12 protein-coding genes and 1 pseudogene are annotated in these 17,409 nt (G+C 32.1%); 3 read left to right on the top strand and 10 right to left on the bottom strand.

The window, feature by feature from the left end; all coding sequences use genetic code 11:
• Nucleotides 1-5: 5 nt before the first annotated feature.
• From Q0838_RS05695 to Q0838_RS05650, 10 genes are all read right to left on the bottom strand, one after another.
• On the bottom strand, nucleotides 6-1,064 hold the full coding sequence (locus tag Q0838_RS05695; protein ID WP_298952268.1) for a hypothetical protein: 1,059 nt from the start codon (nucleotides 1,062-1,064) through the stop codon (nucleotides 6-8).
• A 4-nt stretch (nucleotides 1,065-1,068) separates the two neighbouring features.
• A complete protein-coding gene (locus Q0838_RS05690; RefSeq protein WP_298952267.1) occupies nucleotides 1,069-3,738 on the bottom strand; it encodes an ATP-binding protein in 2,670 nt (889 codons plus the stop codon).
• 3 nt (nucleotides 3,739-3,741) lie between these two features.
• Complete coding sequence (locus Q0838_RS05685; protein ID WP_298952266.1) at nucleotides 3,742-4,035, bottom strand: hypothetical protein; 294 nt, start codon at nucleotides 4,033-4,035, stop codon at nucleotides 3,742-3,744.
• 147 nt (nucleotides 4,036-4,182) lie between these two features.
• The gene (locus tag Q0838_RS05680) at nucleotides 4,183-5,325 is read right to left on the bottom strand and encodes a Wadjet anti-phage system protein JetD domain-containing protein (protein ID WP_298952264.1); all 1,143 of its coding nucleotides are present in this window, start codon (nucleotides 5,323-5,325) and stop codon (nucleotides 4,183-4,185) included.
• Nucleotides 5,322-8,702, bottom strand: coding sequence for an ATP-binding protein (locus Q0838_RS05675; protein WP_298952263.1), 3,381 nt, complete (start codon nucleotides 8,700-8,702; stop codon nucleotides 5,322-5,324). The genes Q0838_RS05680 and Q0838_RS05675 overlap by 4 nt, the downstream gene beginning before the upstream one ends.
• 4 nt (nucleotides 8,703-8,706) lie before the next feature.
• Nucleotides 8,707-9,288: a DUF4194 domain-containing protein gene (locus tag Q0838_RS05670; RefSeq protein ID WP_298952261.1), complete on the bottom strand. Its 582-nt coding sequence runs from the start codon at nucleotides 9,286-9,288 to the stop codon at nucleotides 8,707-8,709.
• The gene (locus tag Q0838_RS05665) at nucleotides 9,285-10,748 is read right to left on the bottom strand and encodes a DUF3375 domain-containing protein (RefSeq protein ID WP_298952259.1); all 1,464 of its coding nucleotides are present in this window, start codon (nucleotides 10,746-10,748) and stop codon (nucleotides 9,285-9,287) included. The genes Q0838_RS05670 and Q0838_RS05665 overlap by 4 nt, the downstream gene beginning before the upstream one ends.
• A gap of 4 nt (nucleotides 10,749-10,752) precedes the next feature.
• On the bottom strand, nucleotides 10,753-12,711 hold the full coding sequence (locus Q0838_RS05660; RefSeq protein ID WP_298952257.1) for a DUF2779 domain-containing protein: 1,959 nt from the start codon (nucleotides 12,709-12,711) through the stop codon (nucleotides 10,753-10,755).
• Nucleotides 12,704-13,690 carry a PD-(D/E)XK nuclease family protein gene (locus Q0838_RS05655; RefSeq protein ID WP_298952255.1) on the bottom strand — a complete coding sequence of 329 codons (987 nt, stop codon included), beginning with the start codon at nucleotides 13,688-13,690 and terminating at the stop codon, nucleotides 12,704-12,706. The genes Q0838_RS05660 and Q0838_RS05655 overlap by 8 nt, the downstream gene beginning before the upstream one ends.
• Nucleotides 13,683-14,594: a WYL domain-containing protein gene (locus Q0838_RS05650; protein WP_298952253.1), complete on the bottom strand. Its 912-nt coding sequence runs from the start codon at nucleotides 14,592-14,594 to the stop codon at nucleotides 13,683-13,685. Before Q0838_RS05650 ends, Q0838_RS05655 begins: the two co-directional genes overlap by 8 nt.
• A 140-nt stretch (nucleotides 14,595-14,734) precedes the next feature.
• Between Q0838_RS05650 and Q0838_RS05645 the strand changes: the two genes are divergently transcribed.
• From Q0838_RS05645 to Q0838_RS05635, 3 genes and pseudogenes are all read left to right on the top strand, one after another.
• Entirely contained in the window at nucleotides 14,735-15,031 is a 297-nt protein-coding gene (locus Q0838_RS05645) for a hypothetical protein (protein WP_298952250.1), read from the top strand.
• Nucleotides 15,031-16,974 carry a P-loop NTPase fold protein gene (locus Q0838_RS05640; RefSeq protein ID WP_298952248.1) on the top strand — a complete coding sequence of 648 codons (1,944 nt, stop codon included), beginning with the start codon at nucleotides 15,031-15,033 and terminating at the stop codon, nucleotides 16,972-16,974. Before Q0838_RS05645 ends, Q0838_RS05640 begins: the two co-directional genes overlap by 1 nt.
• Nucleotides 16,975-17,317: 343 nt before the next feature.
• Nucleotides 17,318-17,409 (top strand): annotated as a pseudogene (locus Q0838_RS05635) (IS1595 family transposase); the annotation flags it as partial.

Genomic DNA, 17,409 nt, shown 5'->3' with positions numbered 1-17,409 from the left:
AGTCTTTAATAATTAAGGTAATTGATGGTGTCTAGTTTTGCTTTGATATAAAAACCAGCGGGCTTGTTATGTAATTTATTTATTAACTCCATTCTGGATATTGAGTTAGTTAAACCTTGCTTATACTCAACAAACTTTTCAGCAATCTCTTTTGTATAAACATTAAACTCTTCATCAGAGAAAAAATAATTTTGAATACGTGAAACTACTAGTGCAGTAAACCATTGTGCTGCTTCCTGATCATCCAATGGACTTATTTGTACAGGTTCTTCGAGTTCAATTTTATTAAAGTAAAGACCGTCATATTGTGGATTATCTATAGAAATATTTCTTTTTAATGAGAGGTCTGTATGGTTAAAAGGCATCCTAATTAATTGTTGTTCTTCATCATAAGCACTCTGGTATTTATTAATCAAAAGTTCTGCTATCACTTTGCTTTTAGAAATTTTAACTGTTTTTGAAAAATCTAGTAGTTGAGATGTATAACTCTCCTCACTGAAATTAAAGGTGTAATCTTGCTCTTTTTCTTCATCAAGAGCATAAGTGTTTTCAATATGTTTTAATTTAAAAGTGCCATTCTTTAAATGCTGACTTTCATTAATGAAATTATTGAATTCGCGTTTAGCATTACTTTTAGTGTTTTCTTGATCTTGAAATTCGTCTTTGCTTAAAGGCTCTAATTTTACGATTATTGGATCTGCATTTTTAGGATAAGCAATGGTCATTGCTATGATACCTCTTTTTTCTTCTTCAATTTTTCCTTCAAGACAAACATTAAGTCCCATTTGGGTTAACTCATAAGACGTCTCATTGTTTGAAAATATCCAGTCATCAGCTTCTTTTTCGATGCTTTTCAAATAATCAAGACTTTCTAATCTAAATAGTAAATTCGATACAGCGTTATTATTTAATGGTTTCAAGAAGTCTTGTAATTCTGAAACATTAAAAACGTCAATCTCTTTGCAAACTTTTAAAATAGAAATAAGTGGCGATTCTTTACTAATTTCTGTATAGTCCGTAAGTACTTGATAGGTTATGGTAGATGTATGTTGTGTAAGTTTCATTGCTTTAGTTTCTTGATTTGTGACTCGTTAATCTTGTATTAATCTCCGTTGCCATCTTTTGGAGAGCTGGAAGACCTGCTCCCTTTTTTAATCGTTCTGGATTGCCAAATAGCACAAGTTTATAACGTGCTCGAGTAATGGCCACATTCAATCGATTAGGGCTGTTATAGTGAGCGCCTGCTGTAGCCTTTGCAAAAGACAATAACACCATATCTGCCTCGTCACCTTGAAATTTATCTACCGTGCACAGGGTTATTTTAATATTTCCTAATGTGAAAAACTTATTTTTTCGATATTGCTTCGTAAGCTCTTTAAGCATTTCTTTTAGTTTAGCAACTTGATCATTGTAGAAAGAAAGTACTGCTACTTCATATACTTGTTCTGACCTCGCTTTCGCGAAAGCGTGAAAAGAAATTAGTTCTTGTTTTATGTGATTTACTTCTTCTGGATTAGTAATACGTTGTTTGCCTTTATTGTTATATTTAATTTGATATCCATTTGGCATCCACATAACAGAATTTTCACTTTTATTATATTCTCTAAGTGGATTATCTCTAATTTGTAATACAGTATTTGCAGTCACTAGGTTATTACCGTCATAAAAATGTTCTCGAGAGTATCTGGCAATATCATCTTCCATACGATGCTGATAGCTTAAGGATTGAAACTTCAATTCTTTCACTTTGGTCATATTGTCAAAACCAGAATAAAGTATTTTCTCTACATTATAAGTTTTACCGTCTTTTGTGGTGCGATCTTTTTCTCCTACACCTATTTGCAAGAGTTCAAGTATAGAAGGCAGGGCGACTCGTCTTAGGCCTTCTACTCTCTGCTCAATAGAAGAAGGAACTAGTATGTCATATTCTATTTTCTTATTCTTTTCTAGCTCTGGCTCAAAACGGTATTGATACATCTGCTCAAGGCTCCTACCTACTAATTCGCCCCAGTTCTGATCTTTATCTAGTTTATAAGAATAGTTGTTAATCCAAGTTTTTCTTCCGTTTTTGACTTTGTGACAATGGTTTTGATGATGGATTAGTAGTGCGTTTTTAGGACTATTACCGTAGAACTTTGCTTTAAATTTTAAGTGTTGAGCAAGGAGCGTTTCATTTTCTATTGAAGGCTGTGCTATTATTACATCTACACTATTTAATAACCAGTGTCCAGAATTAGTTGATAGAGAAGATTTCTGGGCGTCTAAATGAAATACTTCTAAGTTGCTTTCTTTTAAATTACTGAAATGCTCCTGATCTCTTTTAGTAAATAATACATTAACTACTTTTTCTTTGTTTCTCAATTTCAGATCCTTTTGAAGCTCAAAGGTCTCAGCTATAAGATTTTGTTGGTCTTTATCTAGTAATTTATTAAGATGCTCTGTAACAATATCTCCTTCTGTGTATGGGGAGAGTTGATTTACATCACCTACCAAAATCCATTTTTTTGCGTGCAGTGCTGGAACTAGGAAATCTAGAAATGTAACTTTTGAAGCCTCATCTACAATCATTACATCAAAAGGTTTACCTACTCCAGACTTAATTCCAGGATGTTGTAATATTCCAATTGCTGTGCCACCTACCAGATTTGCTGAATCCAATATAATTTGATCGAAGTTAGAACTTGAATCCTTAGAGTTGAGGCTTTCCTTTAGAGCTTTTATTCCAATAGAATCTTGTTTCTTATTCAAGTTACTGAGCATTTCTTTTTTGGTATGCTTGATAAGCTGCTTTAAATGATATGGCTCGACACTTTCTTTTCTTATGACTCCAGGGCTTGATGCTATACGCATAGGACTTACTAAACCTTCTGTATGTTTTTTATACTTGCCTATTATCCTATCAATAACATTATCTACTGCAACGTGTGTAGAGGAAACTAACAACACGCGCTGTCCTTGTAAAACACATTGAATGATTAATTCTATAATAGCTGTGGTCTTGCCAGAACCTGGCGGACCTTCTAAAAGGGCAAAGTCTCTAGATGCTAAAGCTTTTTTAACAAATTCTTGTTGTTCTGTTGCGCCATCAATATTGGTGTTATTTAGGATTTTAAAATCAATGTTCTCCGCTAAGTTTAAGTCGTAATTCTCTTCAAAATACCTGTTACTTTTAATGGGTAAATCAAATAATCTCAAAAGTGGTGTGTGATGGCTTTCAGGGTTCTTATTTAATGTTATCAATGCTTTTTCTTGCATTCTGATTTGATAATCATTTGCTTTTAGATATATTGTGTTATCAATTTGAGGATCTTTATCAAAGTCTAAGTATAGTTCTTCCTCGCTGCGGTCACTTATTTTAATTTCATTTGCTCTATCTGATTTATGATTTCCAGTAGGCTTAACCGAATAGATTATTTCTTGTTCATTTTTAAAGAGGTAATTGGTTATTACAGAAGATTCTTTATCTCTCATCTTATCCATTTTAAGTAGATGATATCTCCATAGAATAGTTTTTCCTTTTTTACCTTTTTCAATTTCTTCCTCAAAAGTTTCTAATTGAACTGGTATGGCTACTGCATTTTGATTTTGGATAACTTCTTTCGCACTTCTTAAATAATCTTGAGAATCCCTAATACCGTGAAAAACGCCATCTAAAAGTTTATTAACTCGGTACTCGTCTTGATGTTCTCTGTTAAAAGCATTAAGTTGCCTAAGAGTTCTTTTTGGTTCAGATCTCATAGTTTAGTTGCTATAGTTTATTCCTGTATCTCCATAAGTAGCATACGTGGTAATAAGAATGTTCTTTTTTGCTACAACAACAATCTTCTTTATACAAAGGCATTCTGCTATAGTCAAGTAACCTTGACTAACAGCCTCTAAAATGTAATTTTGATTCAAGCTATATTCTTTTTTGTTTTTAGTAGTAGTTTTAATTTCTCCTTTTACAAGGCAAAGTGAAATTAAGAACTCTGGTATATGTCTTATTTTCATTCGTTCTTCAAAGTGCGACGTTAATTGATAGTTTAGTATTTTCATTTTTTGTTATTTAATAAGCTGATAAGCCAATTAAATGCCACAAAAAAGAAGTGCTAAAAGCCAGTAGGTTGTAAGTTTCAATTTAATTAAAGAAGACAATATATTATATTTTTTATAATATATTACAGAATATTATATTTTCTGAAGCTATGAAACAAAGTACTTGATAACAAAATCATTAGGAATCTTCTCTTGTTCAAGCCTGTAATTATTCTCCAATAAGAATCTATGTAATTCAGTTTCAGCTTCCGTGAGATTATCTAATTGAGACACTTTAGATTCAGCTCCATTGTCATTCTCAAAGAACTTATTAAAGGTGTTTTTATCCATTAGTACGCTTTTAGTTTGAGGGTAATATCCTCTTACTTGAGATAGAATTTCAAAACCGTGAGCGTCGAAATCTCCCCAATATAGTATCTCTTTAGTGCTGAGCCATTCTATGTTTTTAAGATTAGACACCCCAAATCCTTGACCAAAAACAGCTATAGTATTAGTCATATTTGGAAGAGTTAACGTCGTGTAAAGGGATGTCTTATTTTCAACAATAATTACTTTTGAAATATTAAGATTAAGCTGATTAAAATGACTTAGTGGTAATGCTAAATCACTGATTCCCGAAAACGAAATATCTGCAATATCTTGATCGAGTATTTTGAATCGGACTAGAGGTTCTGAATATTTTAAACCAAACTTTTTTTCAAATCTTTTATCTGACAAAATATCTTCTGAATTTAAAATAGTTTCAAGAAGTGTAGTTAATACGGATTGATTCTTTTCTACAAACTTGGTATGCACATTAATAGGCAATTCTCTTATGTATAAATCAGGTTGAGGGTTGCTTTTAAAATATGTACATACTTTCAATAGGTCTTCCCACTTGCCCAAGTTACTTAATAAAATAGCCGGCTTATTAAAAATGACTTCCTTCAGTTCTGGAAAAATTTCAAAAGTGACTTCACAAGCATTATCAAATTGGATAACTTCTTTTTCTTTATGAAGATATTTTAGAAAATCGAGCTCATTGTCGAAAACAAATTGCGAGGGAATACTTTGTAGACCTAAACCTTTTTTTCGTTTTTGCGTATAGACAATCTCATAACCATATCCCTTTTTCTCTTTTGAATCGAGATAGAGTCTTTTAATCTCTTGACTATAACCTGAAGTGTTTTTGCTAGGTATTTTATTCCCTGGTATAGTCAATGGAAAAAACACATCTCCATTTTTTTTACTTTGTAAGTAAGAGATGTATTTTTTATTGGCCTTTTTAAAAATTTCTTCTGGTGCAATCATACTTCTTCAGTAACATATTTTTCACGTTCTTCTTGAAATTGTTCTATAGTCATATCATATAACCAACTATTGCGGTCATTTTTTCTTGAAGCAAAATGCACGAATGAGATATGGTCTTCAACAATATCAATATTATCACTAGGAGTAACAACAAGTAGTTGAAGATGTAACTGTTTACAGAGGTTAATTAGATAATTTGCCTTCTTACTATCTTGTGCTTTGAATGCTTCATCAATAGCAATAAATCTAAATGAATCGCTTTCGGTTCCTGTTTTTGTTAAGCCGAACTGGTATGCAATTGCAGATCCTAATACAGTATAAGTCAACTGCGCTTTTTCTCCTCCAGAGAGTTGCCCCATACCTTCATAGGTCTTCTTTTTTGAATCATCTTCTTTATAGAACTCTTCTGCCTTGTATTCATACCAAGTACGTACATCCATCACTTTATTTCTCCATTCGAAATCACGAAGCTTTTTAATAAATGGTTCTATTGCATTTTCAAAATGAACACGTTTACCGTCAACTGTACTATGCATTTCTTTAAAATTTGGAATAGCTTGTAAGAGGTATTCTTTGAATTCATTAATTAATTCATTCTTTTTGGATTTAGCAATTAACTGGATGTATGTCGTTTGTGGTACAGTCTCAAAATCTATTTTCTTTAAAGATTCATTTAAGGCTGATACGTTTTCCTTGATTTCCTCAGACCAAGAATCAAAGAACTCATTAAACTCTCCAACTTTATTTGTCAATGTCTCTTCCAGATAATTATCAAAGCGCTTTTTGTACTTAGGCAGATCGTCTTTGGTTAATGAGATGTATTTTTCTTGAAAAGCAGATGCTAAATCAACGTTTAAGCTCAAATTACTCACCTCTGATTCCCAAGAAGGGAATCGTTCTCTTATCTTTTCTGATGGGATTTTAAAAGCCCTCATTTTATCTCCTAATGACTTTTTTAGCCTATTCAGTGATTCTGTTAATTTTGAAATTTCAAGATTATTTTCTTTTTGAAAAGACTCTTTATTTGATGCGAAATTGGTATATGAAATATTTTCTAAATTACTATTAGTTATTCCGAAACTAGATATGTCTATCTGATGATTGGGTATTGATTCTAATAATATAGAATTTTCGTTATATATTTTGTTGGCATCATCAACATTAGCTTCAATTTTACCAATTTGAATTAATACTTTGTCACGTTCTTCGGTATTAGAGTTTAGCTTGCCATCAAGAATATCTTTTTCTTCTTCCAGCGCTTTTATTTTATCGTTAGAATCTTTTAAATTTTCTATTCGTTTTTTAAGAGCTTCAGATTTTTTAGCAGATGAACTCCAGTCTATTAAATCAAATGAAGGAAACAACTTTATTAAATCATTTAAGTTGTTTTTTTGGGTATCTAGTTCTTGTATATTAATCTCAATTACATTGTATTGAGATTCTAAGGATTCTTTATCTTTTCTAAGTTCTTGGACTTGATTTTTCCAATAACTAATTTTAGAAGAATTATCCCATCCAAGCACATATCGTTCCTTAGAAAGCGAGAACTTTCTATCATCTTTTTCGTGTCTACCTTTACCAAATTTTGTTAATCCTTTAGTTGTAATTGCTTTCTCTGCTTTCGCGAAAGCAGACATATCATCTGTACAAAGGAAGTTAAATCGTGATGTAACATTTTGTTCTACCCATTCTTGGTATTGACTTGTGGTTTTAAAATCCAGTTTGCTTACTAGGTAATTGTCATCGAAGCCTTGTTGAGACAATGCCTTTATAGAAAAAGAAGATCTAATACGCTCATAAGATATTCTCCCATTTAATCGCGTTTTATTGACATATTCATTAACAGCATCATAGTACTCATCAGGTACTAATAGTTTTAATCCAAAACTATGCAATGCTTTTTCAATAGCCAGTTCCCAAGCTGTTTCGGTCTCTTTAATAGCAATTAATTCTCCAACAAAAGGGATATCTTCTTTTGTCGCTCCAATTGCCTCAATCAATTCATCTCGTATCTCTGAAACTCTACCAGTAATATTATTTCCGTTATTGATTAAGCTTTTTACAGTTTCAACTCCTTCAATTATTTGTTTACCTTTTCCTGTGATTTCAGACTCTATGCTATAGAATTTTTGCCTTTCACTAGGGAGTTTTAAATCTATTGATTTAATTTCTTTGCCTGCCTTTTCAAAAGATTCTTGGAATATTTTTTTTGAAGGATCTTTAGCTAAACCTGTAGAAGAGGCAGTTCCGTTGTATGCCTCTAATCTAGTTTTTCTATTAGTCGTATCTACATCAACTTGAGCTTTTTCTGTTTTTAAATCTTCAATTTGTTTTCCTACTTCATCATTCTCTATTTGAGTCTTAACTGTAGAGATTTTGTCTCTTAGATTACCTTCATCTGTTTTTAAAACTTTAATTCTAGCATTGCTGGCCTCTATTATACCGTTTAATCGATTTTTCTCTAAACCTGAAAGCTCTTTACCTTTTTCAGCAAACCAATAAAGAGCAGTATCTCTATTGTATTCTAGTTTTTTTAAGTCTTCTTTTGCGGCATTTAATTGATCTGCTAACTTATTAATTGGTTCTAATTGTTCAATTTGTTCTTTAGCCTTCTCAATATTATTCTTAGCGTCCATTAAGGTAACGAAGCTCTCTTCTAAAGCCTTGTATTCATCTTCTGCTTCCTTAAACTCTAACATTTCATTTCTAATAAATGCATCAAGATCTCCTAATACTTTTATTCCTACTAGTTGATTGAAAAGGTTTAATGCTTTTACAGAGCGCATTCCAAATAATTTGGTGATACGTTCTGCGTATTTAGTCGGCCCTTCAAAAAATTCAATTTTACGTCTTGTACTATTTTGATTGTATTTAGTTTCTAACAATTTTTTCCAAACTCCACCACCATCAAATAATGTAAAATCTTTCTCAATTTCAAGAGGTTGGTAAGCCAGTCCAAAGGTTCGCTTCATCTCATTACCTGAAAACCATCTTACCTGAAATAATGTAATTGACTTTCCATCTTTATTTTCAAAATTAGCTAACAGTATTGAGTAACAACTTTTATCTCTTAAACTTTGAGTGGTAGTACTTAACTCTCCATCTTTTTGAATATCGCCATAGTGACCTAAAACATAGCTAAGCTCCGTACGATCTCCTTTTTTCTCTACACCGGAAGATTGATTATAAAAACGACTGTTTTTAAGAGGTACAATTAATGTTAGTAGCGCATCTATAAAGGTGGTTTTACCAGAACCATTTGCGCCAGTAAGCAAAGAATTGTTTCCTTTTGGATCTATTCTAAAAACATTTTCATCAAATGTTCCCCAGTTAAGAACTTCCATATATTGAAGCCTGAATCCTGCTTCTCCTGACACTGTGCTAAATAGACTCGACATAGGCTTCTAATTGATTTTTGAAATCATTTAATATGTCAAGAGAAACCTTGTCTTTAATGATTTTATGAATAATGTATTTTGGTTCTTCGTCGTTCTCGCTTACCTCTTTTAAATAACGCAAATCTATAATTTTATTAATATGAGAATCTAGGTCTTTTAAAAACTGAACCGTGTTATATTTTTGAGGTAAGAAGCGTTCTATTTCAGCCTTAAGATCTTCCTTAAGAATGTATTTAATTGTCCCTTGAATTTCAATAGGATTGTTTTCAAATTCTTCGAGCATTTGTCGAAGTATGACCAACACAACTGAAACTTCAAAACCTATAGCTCGTCTGCTTACTAAGCCTAAAGTATTATCATCTTCATCTATTATGAACTGCTTGACAAATGCATAACCATCTTCTTCTTGAATTATTAATTCTAAACCTATTACACTAATATATTCAGCAATCTCTTTTTTATAAAGTAATGTATCTTGCCAGGTACTATCCTTTTTATTTACCGTGCCTTTCAGAAGTCTCACAACTGCTTTGGAATAAGGCTGTATTTTTTCTATTAAACTCATTTTATTATTATAATTTCTGGTATTTGTATTGATTTACTCTGCTTCTTATCAAAGAATACGGTATCTAACTGTTTATCATTAAACTCGTGGGTGAAATCTTGCAAAACTTCAAAGTAACCAAAGAGTTCTGGTAAGCCTTCAGAAATACCACCAGTTTCGTTAATTACTTCTATTAGTGTTGTTTGATTTTTATTAATCAAAATACTTTTGATATTAGACTTGAGCTTCTTTTTGTTTATTGTTTTTCGAGTGACAACATCTTTAAAGTCATCAGCTTGGGTAAAGTCATTATCTGCTCGCTCAGGTTTAACTTGATATACGTGATTTTCTTTCTTTTCGTAAGTTAGTCTTCGTTCAAATGGAACATTAAAATCTATTCCAGTTTCAAGTTGCATAGATAGGTCTGGACTAATTCTATCTTGACTTATTATGGATAAACTCTTCTTGATATCTTGAATGAGATTTTTGACTAATACTTTGTCAACTGCATTCCCTTCTCTTATTATTCTACTTAGCTTCTCAGCCATTTTATCATTGGCTTCATAAACCCTTTTTCCTGATTTAAAAAGATATCGTTTTATCCCTTTTAGAAAAGTATCATCATTCTTTATCCCTTTTTCATCTAGTTTACTGTAAAGTTCTTCTGTAAGTTCTTTCCATTGATCTTGAAGCGAACGATCCATCAAAAACTCCCAAAATGCATAGAAACTTTTTCCTTGATGACTTTCTTTTAGTTTATCAAGTGCATCAAAAGTAAAATCTAAGACATCGCTCTTTGATAAAGATTTATCGAGGTGTTTTTGATAAATTTCATTTGTAATTTTTTTGAAGTTATCTTCTACCTCTTTAAAATCTGAAAGCAATTCTCTTGCAGTAGTGTTAAGTCTTTCAAATCTTGGTATTATCTGGAAATCTTCAAGTATTTCTACTTCTTTACCCATTTTTAAATCCTGAATCTGTTCATCAAGCTCTGCTTTTTTTCGTTCCAGATTCTTAATTCTCTTATTTACGTCTTCATTTGTATGCTCAACTAGCTCTTGCAATTGATTGAAGATATCCTTAAATTTAGATTCCGCACCTATAAAATCTTTCTTCTTAAGCGTTTCTATCCAGTTTAGGGTTTTAATAGTATAAGGAGATAATTGATACACGATATCTCCATTCTCGTTATAATAATTACTTAAAAACCCGCTATCAGTCCATTTTTTGATAGACCTCTTAGCCTTTACTTCATTAGTGTCAAATGTTTGTTGTATGTCACTTTCTTCATCGAAATCAACTTCAAAATGATCTAAATAATCTTCAAGCCTTCTATGAAAATCATCAGAAAGTATAGAACTTCTATCTTGACTAAATGCAGTATATAAAAACGCTACGACTACATCTAACTTTCTTAACTTAAGTAAGTTTATGCTCGGCGAATCTTTTAATATATTTTTAATGTCTTCTATTTCAAACATTCAATTATGATTCTATTAATTCTTTAAAATGCTCATATATCATTACCATCGCAAGCGTGTCTAGCTCGCAATATCTAAGTAGCGCACTTTCAAGTGCATCACGTTCCTCTTCTGTCACATCTTCAAACTGCAATTTTGCGTATGCTGTTAGAGCCGTTCCTCCATCTGCAATGTCTCCTATGTTTGCTAATGCATTATCTAATTGTTCTTGTGACCAATTTTCATAAACAGATGGTAATGCCTTATATGGACTAATCGCTTTTCTATCTTCAAACTGAAGAAATACATATTCTTGTGGGAAGTTTTTAGAGGTTAGGTTGATATCACTTATTGGTTTTACATATTTTCTCTTTATCACTTCACTAGTATTTAAGACTGCTGGAAGTACTGCTTTTATAGATAAGCTTCCGTTCATTTCTGGATGGAAATAATAATTTTTCACTACTTGGAAGAGGTCGATCATATCTCTTGGTCCAGACCAAGTAGTTGCGGAACTTCCTGTGTTATGACTAATAGATTCAATGAATGAAATAAGAGCGTCTTTATCGTCCTCTGATGATTCTAGTAACTGTCCATAGATTTTATTAAGTATCGTGTTTTCGTGATTGTGGTATCTAAATATTGAACCTTCGTTTTTAGATAAAGAATCTCGCAAAGCTCTCACAAAATCGAAATTTGGGAAATGACCGATTTTTGTGTCAAGGTGTTCTGAATAATGCTCAATAGTACCGTCTTCAAAAACAATGTGATGGCTATATTGAAATGCTAGTTGCTCGTATGGTTTCCTGCCTGCAGTAAATGGTATGGCCACCGCAGTAGTTTCAAAATCAATAAAATTTAGTGGAAACTTCCAATTACTCATTTCCTTACGAAGCCCATCAATTTCGATCTGCGGTGTATTGTCGCTTTGTTTAGTCTTCTCTATTTGTAACCAGCGTCTTTCGGAATTACTTATGGCATCTGCTTCTAATTGAATATTGATATGCTCCAGTTCTATTTGATCCATAAACACAATTCCTTGTTCAAACAAATTTCCGCTACCTCTAAAGTTCCAAACATCATAACTTTTAGGTTCAGATATACGCTTTCGCGAAAGCGATAACTGATTTGTCCAACATTCGTGATATCCACTTTTAACGTCTGAATCAGTATCATCAACTCTGTATTCACAGCCTTTGCAATGCCTGCCGATAGGCGTGTCCAAGCGGATGTCATTTTTATAGCTATCTCTAAAAAACAAAACACAATCTTCAAATGATTGGGCTTCAAAAAGTGGATTCTCATTGTGAATTAAATTCACTTCGGTATCCACATTAATGTTACAAAGAATTGAATCACCTATGTGCTGTTTAGTAAGACCAGGTGTTGTTATTATTCCTGTTCTTAAATCGCTATTTTGAGCTATTTTGAAATGTTGATTTAAGCCATCAACAGTAGTCTTTTTGGATTTATCTACAAGATTAAGATAGGGTGTAATGTTCCATTCAGGATGACAACTTTGGGTTACATATTTCTGAAATGCGACATCATATAAATAATCAGACCAACCTAAACCACCTCTTGAATTGATAAAACTATCGTGATGAGCACTATCTATAGATTTAGCTTTCACCTCAATTAATTTGATTTTATTGCCCTGCTTTACAAGTATATCTGTTCTAATGAATAGCCCTTCAAATAAGAATGCTGCTTCAAAGATTACAACATTCTCATTGTGTAATAACTCACTTGTTTTATCTGCAAGTTTTTGATAATTCGAATCCTCACCAAGAATAGCAATGCCACCTGGGTATTCCATACGAGCTAATTCTTCCACTTGAAAACCTCCTTGCGCAAGTGCTTCTAAAAAAGTGTCAGTTTCGCTAGAATCTTCATATTCTTTCTTTCTAGTATAGAACAGTTTAGTTGGACAATCAAGTGCCAACTTAAATCTGGATTTAGTTAGGTAGCGTGGTTTAGTCAAACTTTAAGTCGTTCATTAAATTATTAATTCTTTTAAGGTTTTCTATCGTTGCGCTCATATCAATAAAGTCGCTGCTATTCTTTACTCTATACTCATTTGACAAAGCTGCTACTGTCATCCATTTTCCTATTCGTCCATTTTGATGAATGTCAATTTTATGCTCTTCAGCTAATGGGTATAGCTTTTGTCTAAATTGATTTCTTACGTGATACTTATTCTCCTTAGTTCCTTCTACATATATTTTAATACATAGTTTAGTATGTTCAAGTTGTAGATAATATTCAAAATAGATATCATCAATCTTTCCAGAGTTCCAATGCCACCAGTAACCTAAAAACCCACCATTTCTTTGTGGTACATAATCCCAGGTTCCGTCATTAAATTCCTTTTGGATATTTTGATAAAAACCTTTCCAAGAATCCCAATGCCAATCTGCAAAAGGAAGCTTCAAGTAACTTTGAACAGAACTTCTTCTCCTTTTTAAAAAGTTTGTGAAGTCTACATAAATATTATTATCAATACCAGATTGAATACCTTTCTCTAAAACATCCAATAAGTCTTTTCGTCTTATAATTTTATATCCATTGTCGTTTGCACTTTTGTATCTACTTTGATCTCCAGTCTTAAGATAAATAGGGTAAATTGTTTTATCTGCATATTCATTCTCTAAGAGTTTCTTATATCTGGATAACTGATTACCGTGTTCATTACTATGAACTTTATCTTCAATAAGGATTACGTGCTCGTCGTTAATTACAATTACAATATCAATACTCTTGAACTGACGTTTTATAGTCAAACTATCTATTGATTTGATTTCGCCATTAGTCATTAGGTTGATAAAGTTTGTCGCAGAATCAGTCAGAAGAGTATTAACTCCTTTATAGGCTGGATGCGTCCAATCTATAAACCAACATAAAAAAGCATCTTGAGACAATTCAGAAGTTGCCCATTGAAATAAGTTAGGAGTTTTATTCATAGTTATGCATCATTTGTTTTATGTAGTTTTTCATTTTTTCTCTCAGCCATATAGGTTCTTTAATAGCTACCATTCCTGCCATTTTCAAGACTTGCGTTTCAAATTCATAGTTGGACTTAATATGAAAAATTGCTTCTCCCCATTTACCATCTAATCCGTCTACACAAACTTGTGATTTATGAAGCGGTAAACTCCTTAAATACTTTAATTGTTTATTATCAGCACTTAAAATTATCTTTTCAACTTTCTTGGATTCGTTGTAATTAAGACCGACAATATCTTCATACAGCTTAATTTGAGCTTCAAAGTCTTGAGATAAATCGCTTGGAGTATCTGTCAATTTTAAATCTGATATTCTATCAATACCAAAGTTTCGGATCTCGTTCTCTCCTTCAGGAACTGCAATTAAGTACCACCTGTTTAAATATTCTTTTAAACGCAATGGAGTAACTGTATATGTCTTTCTAGTTTCTTTGTAATAATTCTCTTTGGTAAATTTTAGCTTTCGCGAAAGCGTAATTCCCTTAACTATCCTAGCCATATTATGCAACCCTGTGAAATCTGAACTATCATCTGGAATGATGTATTTATTAAAAGATTTATAATCTTTAATTCCTTCTTCATACATTTCTGCTAAGGAAGAAAACTCAGCAAACTTCAAAAAACTACTTATCTGACGCTCGTCTTCTTCTAAGACATAACCACGTATGGATCTGCTGTAATTAATCTCAATACCAAAATCATCTTTCAAATTTTTCAAGTCCCTTTCTAGTGTACGAGGTGTTGTGTCAATATCAAAATCTGCAAATAACCTGTCGATCATTTCAGTTTTTGAAATACCACTTTTACTCGTTACAAGATGCATTATGCAGGACAATCGTTTCAATAGTTTATAATTTGCCATTTTATTTATACTTCAAATTTATAAATGTACCTCGCCAAAGTATGTCGATATAAATTTAAAAATAAAACGACACAAAATGGCGATATAAAATTCTTATTTTGTGAACGTATTAAAACTGATAACCATTTAATTAAAAATATATGATTGCACGTGTTGGCATAAAAGGGAATTACATTGAAACCTTAGATGAAAAAGGAAAGCGCATAAAAAGAGCAGTTTTTCAAGGCGAATTTTTAGGTAATTCAAGTGAGATAGTAGTTTTACAGAAGGGAAATTACACAGAAGTCCTAGATGAAAACCTAAAGCGCTTATCAAGATTTGTGAATGATTTTGACCGTTTTTTAGGAGCCTCTGGTGAAACTTTTTCTGTACAAGATGGAAACTATGCCGAAACCTATGATAAAAAAGGTAAACGTATAAGCCGTAAAGTAGCCTAATGATTACTTCAAGCATCATAGATGTTCCTAAAAAAGCAGGATTGCCAGATCAGCTTGGGATAGATGCCTATAAAAATGGCTTAACTAATTTTATAAATACAGCACAAACCCCTTTAACTATTGCTATTCAAGGCGAATGGGGAAGTGGAAAGACATCCTTGATGAACTCTGTTAAGCACGACTTGTGTGATAGTTCAGAGAACTTTCAGGCTATATGGGTTAATACTTGGGAGTATTCACTATTAAGTGATGAATACACCACGATGACTAATATTATTCAAGGAGTTATAGGTTCTGTTATTTCGATTTTAGAAAAAGATAAAAATCAAAATGTACAAGCATTAAAAAAGAAAGCTTCTCGATTCTTAATGTCAGCCACAAAAAGTCTTATAAAGACTGGTACAAATATGGCGACAGCAGGAATTGCTGGAGACGCAGTAGATGCCCTTTGGGAAGAAAGCCCAGGACAATCTTCATTAAGAGATTTACACGCAGAGTTACAAGAACAAATAAATACGTGTGTAAATAAAGATGAAAAGACAAAAGGCTTCTTGTTTTTTATAGATGACTTGGACAGAATAAATCCGCCAGTAGCTGTACAAATATTAGAGTTACTTAAAAATATCTTTGACCTAGAGAATTGTATTTTTATTTTAGCAATAGATTATGATGTAGTTGTAAAAGGATTGGAACCAAAGTTTGGAAAAAAGACTTCTCAAAATGAAAGAGAATTTAGGTCATTCTTTGAAAAGATCATCCAGTTACCTTTTACTATGCCAGTTGGCCAATATAAAATTGATAAGTTGATTTTAGAGGGGCTTCAAAAGATAAATTATTTTGAATCTAAAGAAATTGATGAAGCTACAGGGAAATCTATTGTTGAAATAAGTCACCAAACAGTAGGCTCTAATCCAAGAGCTATAAAACGATTATTGAATAGTTTATCGCTAGTCAAGAATGTAATGTATGCGGTGGAACAGGAAAACAAACCATCCGATTTTCAGCAACTCATAAACATAGGTGTTTTTAGTATACAGATATCTTATCCTTTTATATATCGTGCTTTAGAACGTTATCCTGATTTTGAAAATTGGGATGAGCAGTTACTAGATACTTTTAAGATTGATAAGTTAGATGAAGAGTTAAAAGAACAGCTTAGTAAGAATGAATATTTTGATGAAGAATGGGAGCAGGTTCTATATCAACTTTGTCAAAGAGAAAGTTATTTGAGCACTAGAGCTATGCAAATCTCACGTTTGCTTAATACACTTAAATCTCTGATAGAAGATAATGCAAAAGAAGCGCTTGGAAGTTCAGAAGATTCTTCCGTTGGAGATATAATGAGTAATGCCATAGATGTAGCCTCGGTCACTAGCTATGATGACACGATTGAAGAAGTAAAACCTAAAGAAATTCACAAGTCACATTTCTTAAAAGGTTTAAATAATCGAGTTTCAAAATCTTTAATAGCATTAGCTAAAGAGTCTGGGATTGAACTTCAATACAATCAAAAGAGAGTTCAGTCTAATTTGACTTACATCATACAAAAGCCAAAGCACAGATATAGACTAGATTTTTCTATTCATCCAGGAGCAAAAGATTACCGTATTGAAACTAGATATGAATGTTGGTATTTTATAAAAGCTCCACATAAAAGTTTTGATTCTAACTTAAATGAACCTGATGCATTAGCGATAAAAGCAAGAGAGCGCTTCAATTCAACTTTAGCAAATTTGGAACAATTAGATAAAGAACTTCCTGAATACTATGATTTCAATCACGGAATAGCAAAGAATGACCATCACAATACAGTTGTTATGAGAATGAATACTCGTCTGCCTAATGCTTGGACATTTATCAACGAAGAAGAAAATCAAAAAGAATTTGCTAATGCTGTAGTGAAATTCCTAAAGGCAGTTGATGGAATTGAAATAGTGAATTAAAACCTAAATTCTCAAATGGTTTGATTTAGAGATTATTAACCCAATATCCTCCTTCAAAAAGTTTGAACTCTGTCCCTTCGAGGTCACAATAAAAGAGTTAATTCATTTTAATAAATGAGTTAGCTCTTTTTTAGTTTTTAATGGTTTGTGAAGTGAATCAATATTTGTGGATTAAGTATTATTTTAGGAGATTTAGTAATTTATGTAGATCATTTTATTCAAAATAGAGTTCTCATAATTCTGTTTAAATTAAATGTAAAATCTTATACTGTAGCTTATTAAAAATTATTTTTTTGAGTTAGTCATTTAATTGCCGTATATTAACGCCTTTAAAACATAGTATATGCAGCAAATAGAGGGTCAAGATATATTAAACTTTATAAAAGAACTACCCAATGATGATGCCTGTAAAGCTTATTTAGCAAAAATAAAATG

Source organism: uncultured Nonlabens sp. (genome assembly GCF_947495285.1).
Lineage (GTDB): Bacteria > Bacteroidota > Bacteroidia > Flavobacteriales > Flavobacteriaceae > Nonlabens.
This window is presented reverse-complemented; position numbering and strand designations above follow the sequence as displayed.

What these genes read in the sequence shown, in the direction of transcription:
- Q0838_RS05665 (WP_298952259.1), bottom strand. Translation starts at nt 10,748, where the DNA reads ATGTTTGAAATAGAAGACATTAAAAATATATTAAAAGATTCGCCGAGC.
- Q0838_RS05650 (WP_298952253.1), bottom strand. Translation starts at nt 14,594, where the DNA reads ATGGCAAATTATAAACTATTGAAACGATTGTCCTGCATAATGCATCTT.
- Q0838_RS05655 (WP_298952255.1), bottom strand. Translation starts at nt 13,690, where the DNA reads ATGAATAAAACTCCTAACTTATTTCAATGGGCAACTTCTGAATTGTCT.
- Q0838_RS05640 (WP_298952248.1), top strand. Translation starts at nt 15,031, where the DNA reads ATGATTACTTCAAGCATCATAGATGTTCCTAAAAAAGCAGGATTGCCA.
- Q0838_RS05695 (WP_298952268.1), bottom strand. Translation starts at nt 1,064, where the DNA reads ATGAAACTTACACAACATACATCTACCATAACCTATCAAGTACTTACG.
- Q0838_RS05680 (WP_298952264.1), bottom strand. Translation starts at nt 5,325, where the DNA reads ATGATTGCACCAGAAGAAATTTTTAAAAAGGCCAATAAAAAATACATC.
- Q0838_RS05690 (WP_298952267.1), bottom strand. Translation starts at nt 3,738, where the DNA reads ATGAGATCTGAACCAAAAAGAACTCTTAGGCAACTTAATGCTTTTAAC.
- Q0838_RS05670 (WP_298952261.1), bottom strand. Translation starts at nt 9,288, where the DNA reads ATGAGTTTAATAGAAAAAATACAGCCTTATTCCAAAGCAGTTGTGAGA.
- Q0838_RS05685 (WP_298952266.1), bottom strand. Translation starts at nt 4,035, where the DNA reads ATGAAAATACTAAACTATCAATTAACGTCGCACTTTGAAGAACGAATG.
- Q0838_RS05645 (WP_298952250.1), top strand. Translation starts at nt 14,735, where the DNA reads ATGATTGCACGTGTTGGCATAAAAGGGAATTACATTGAAACCTTAGAT.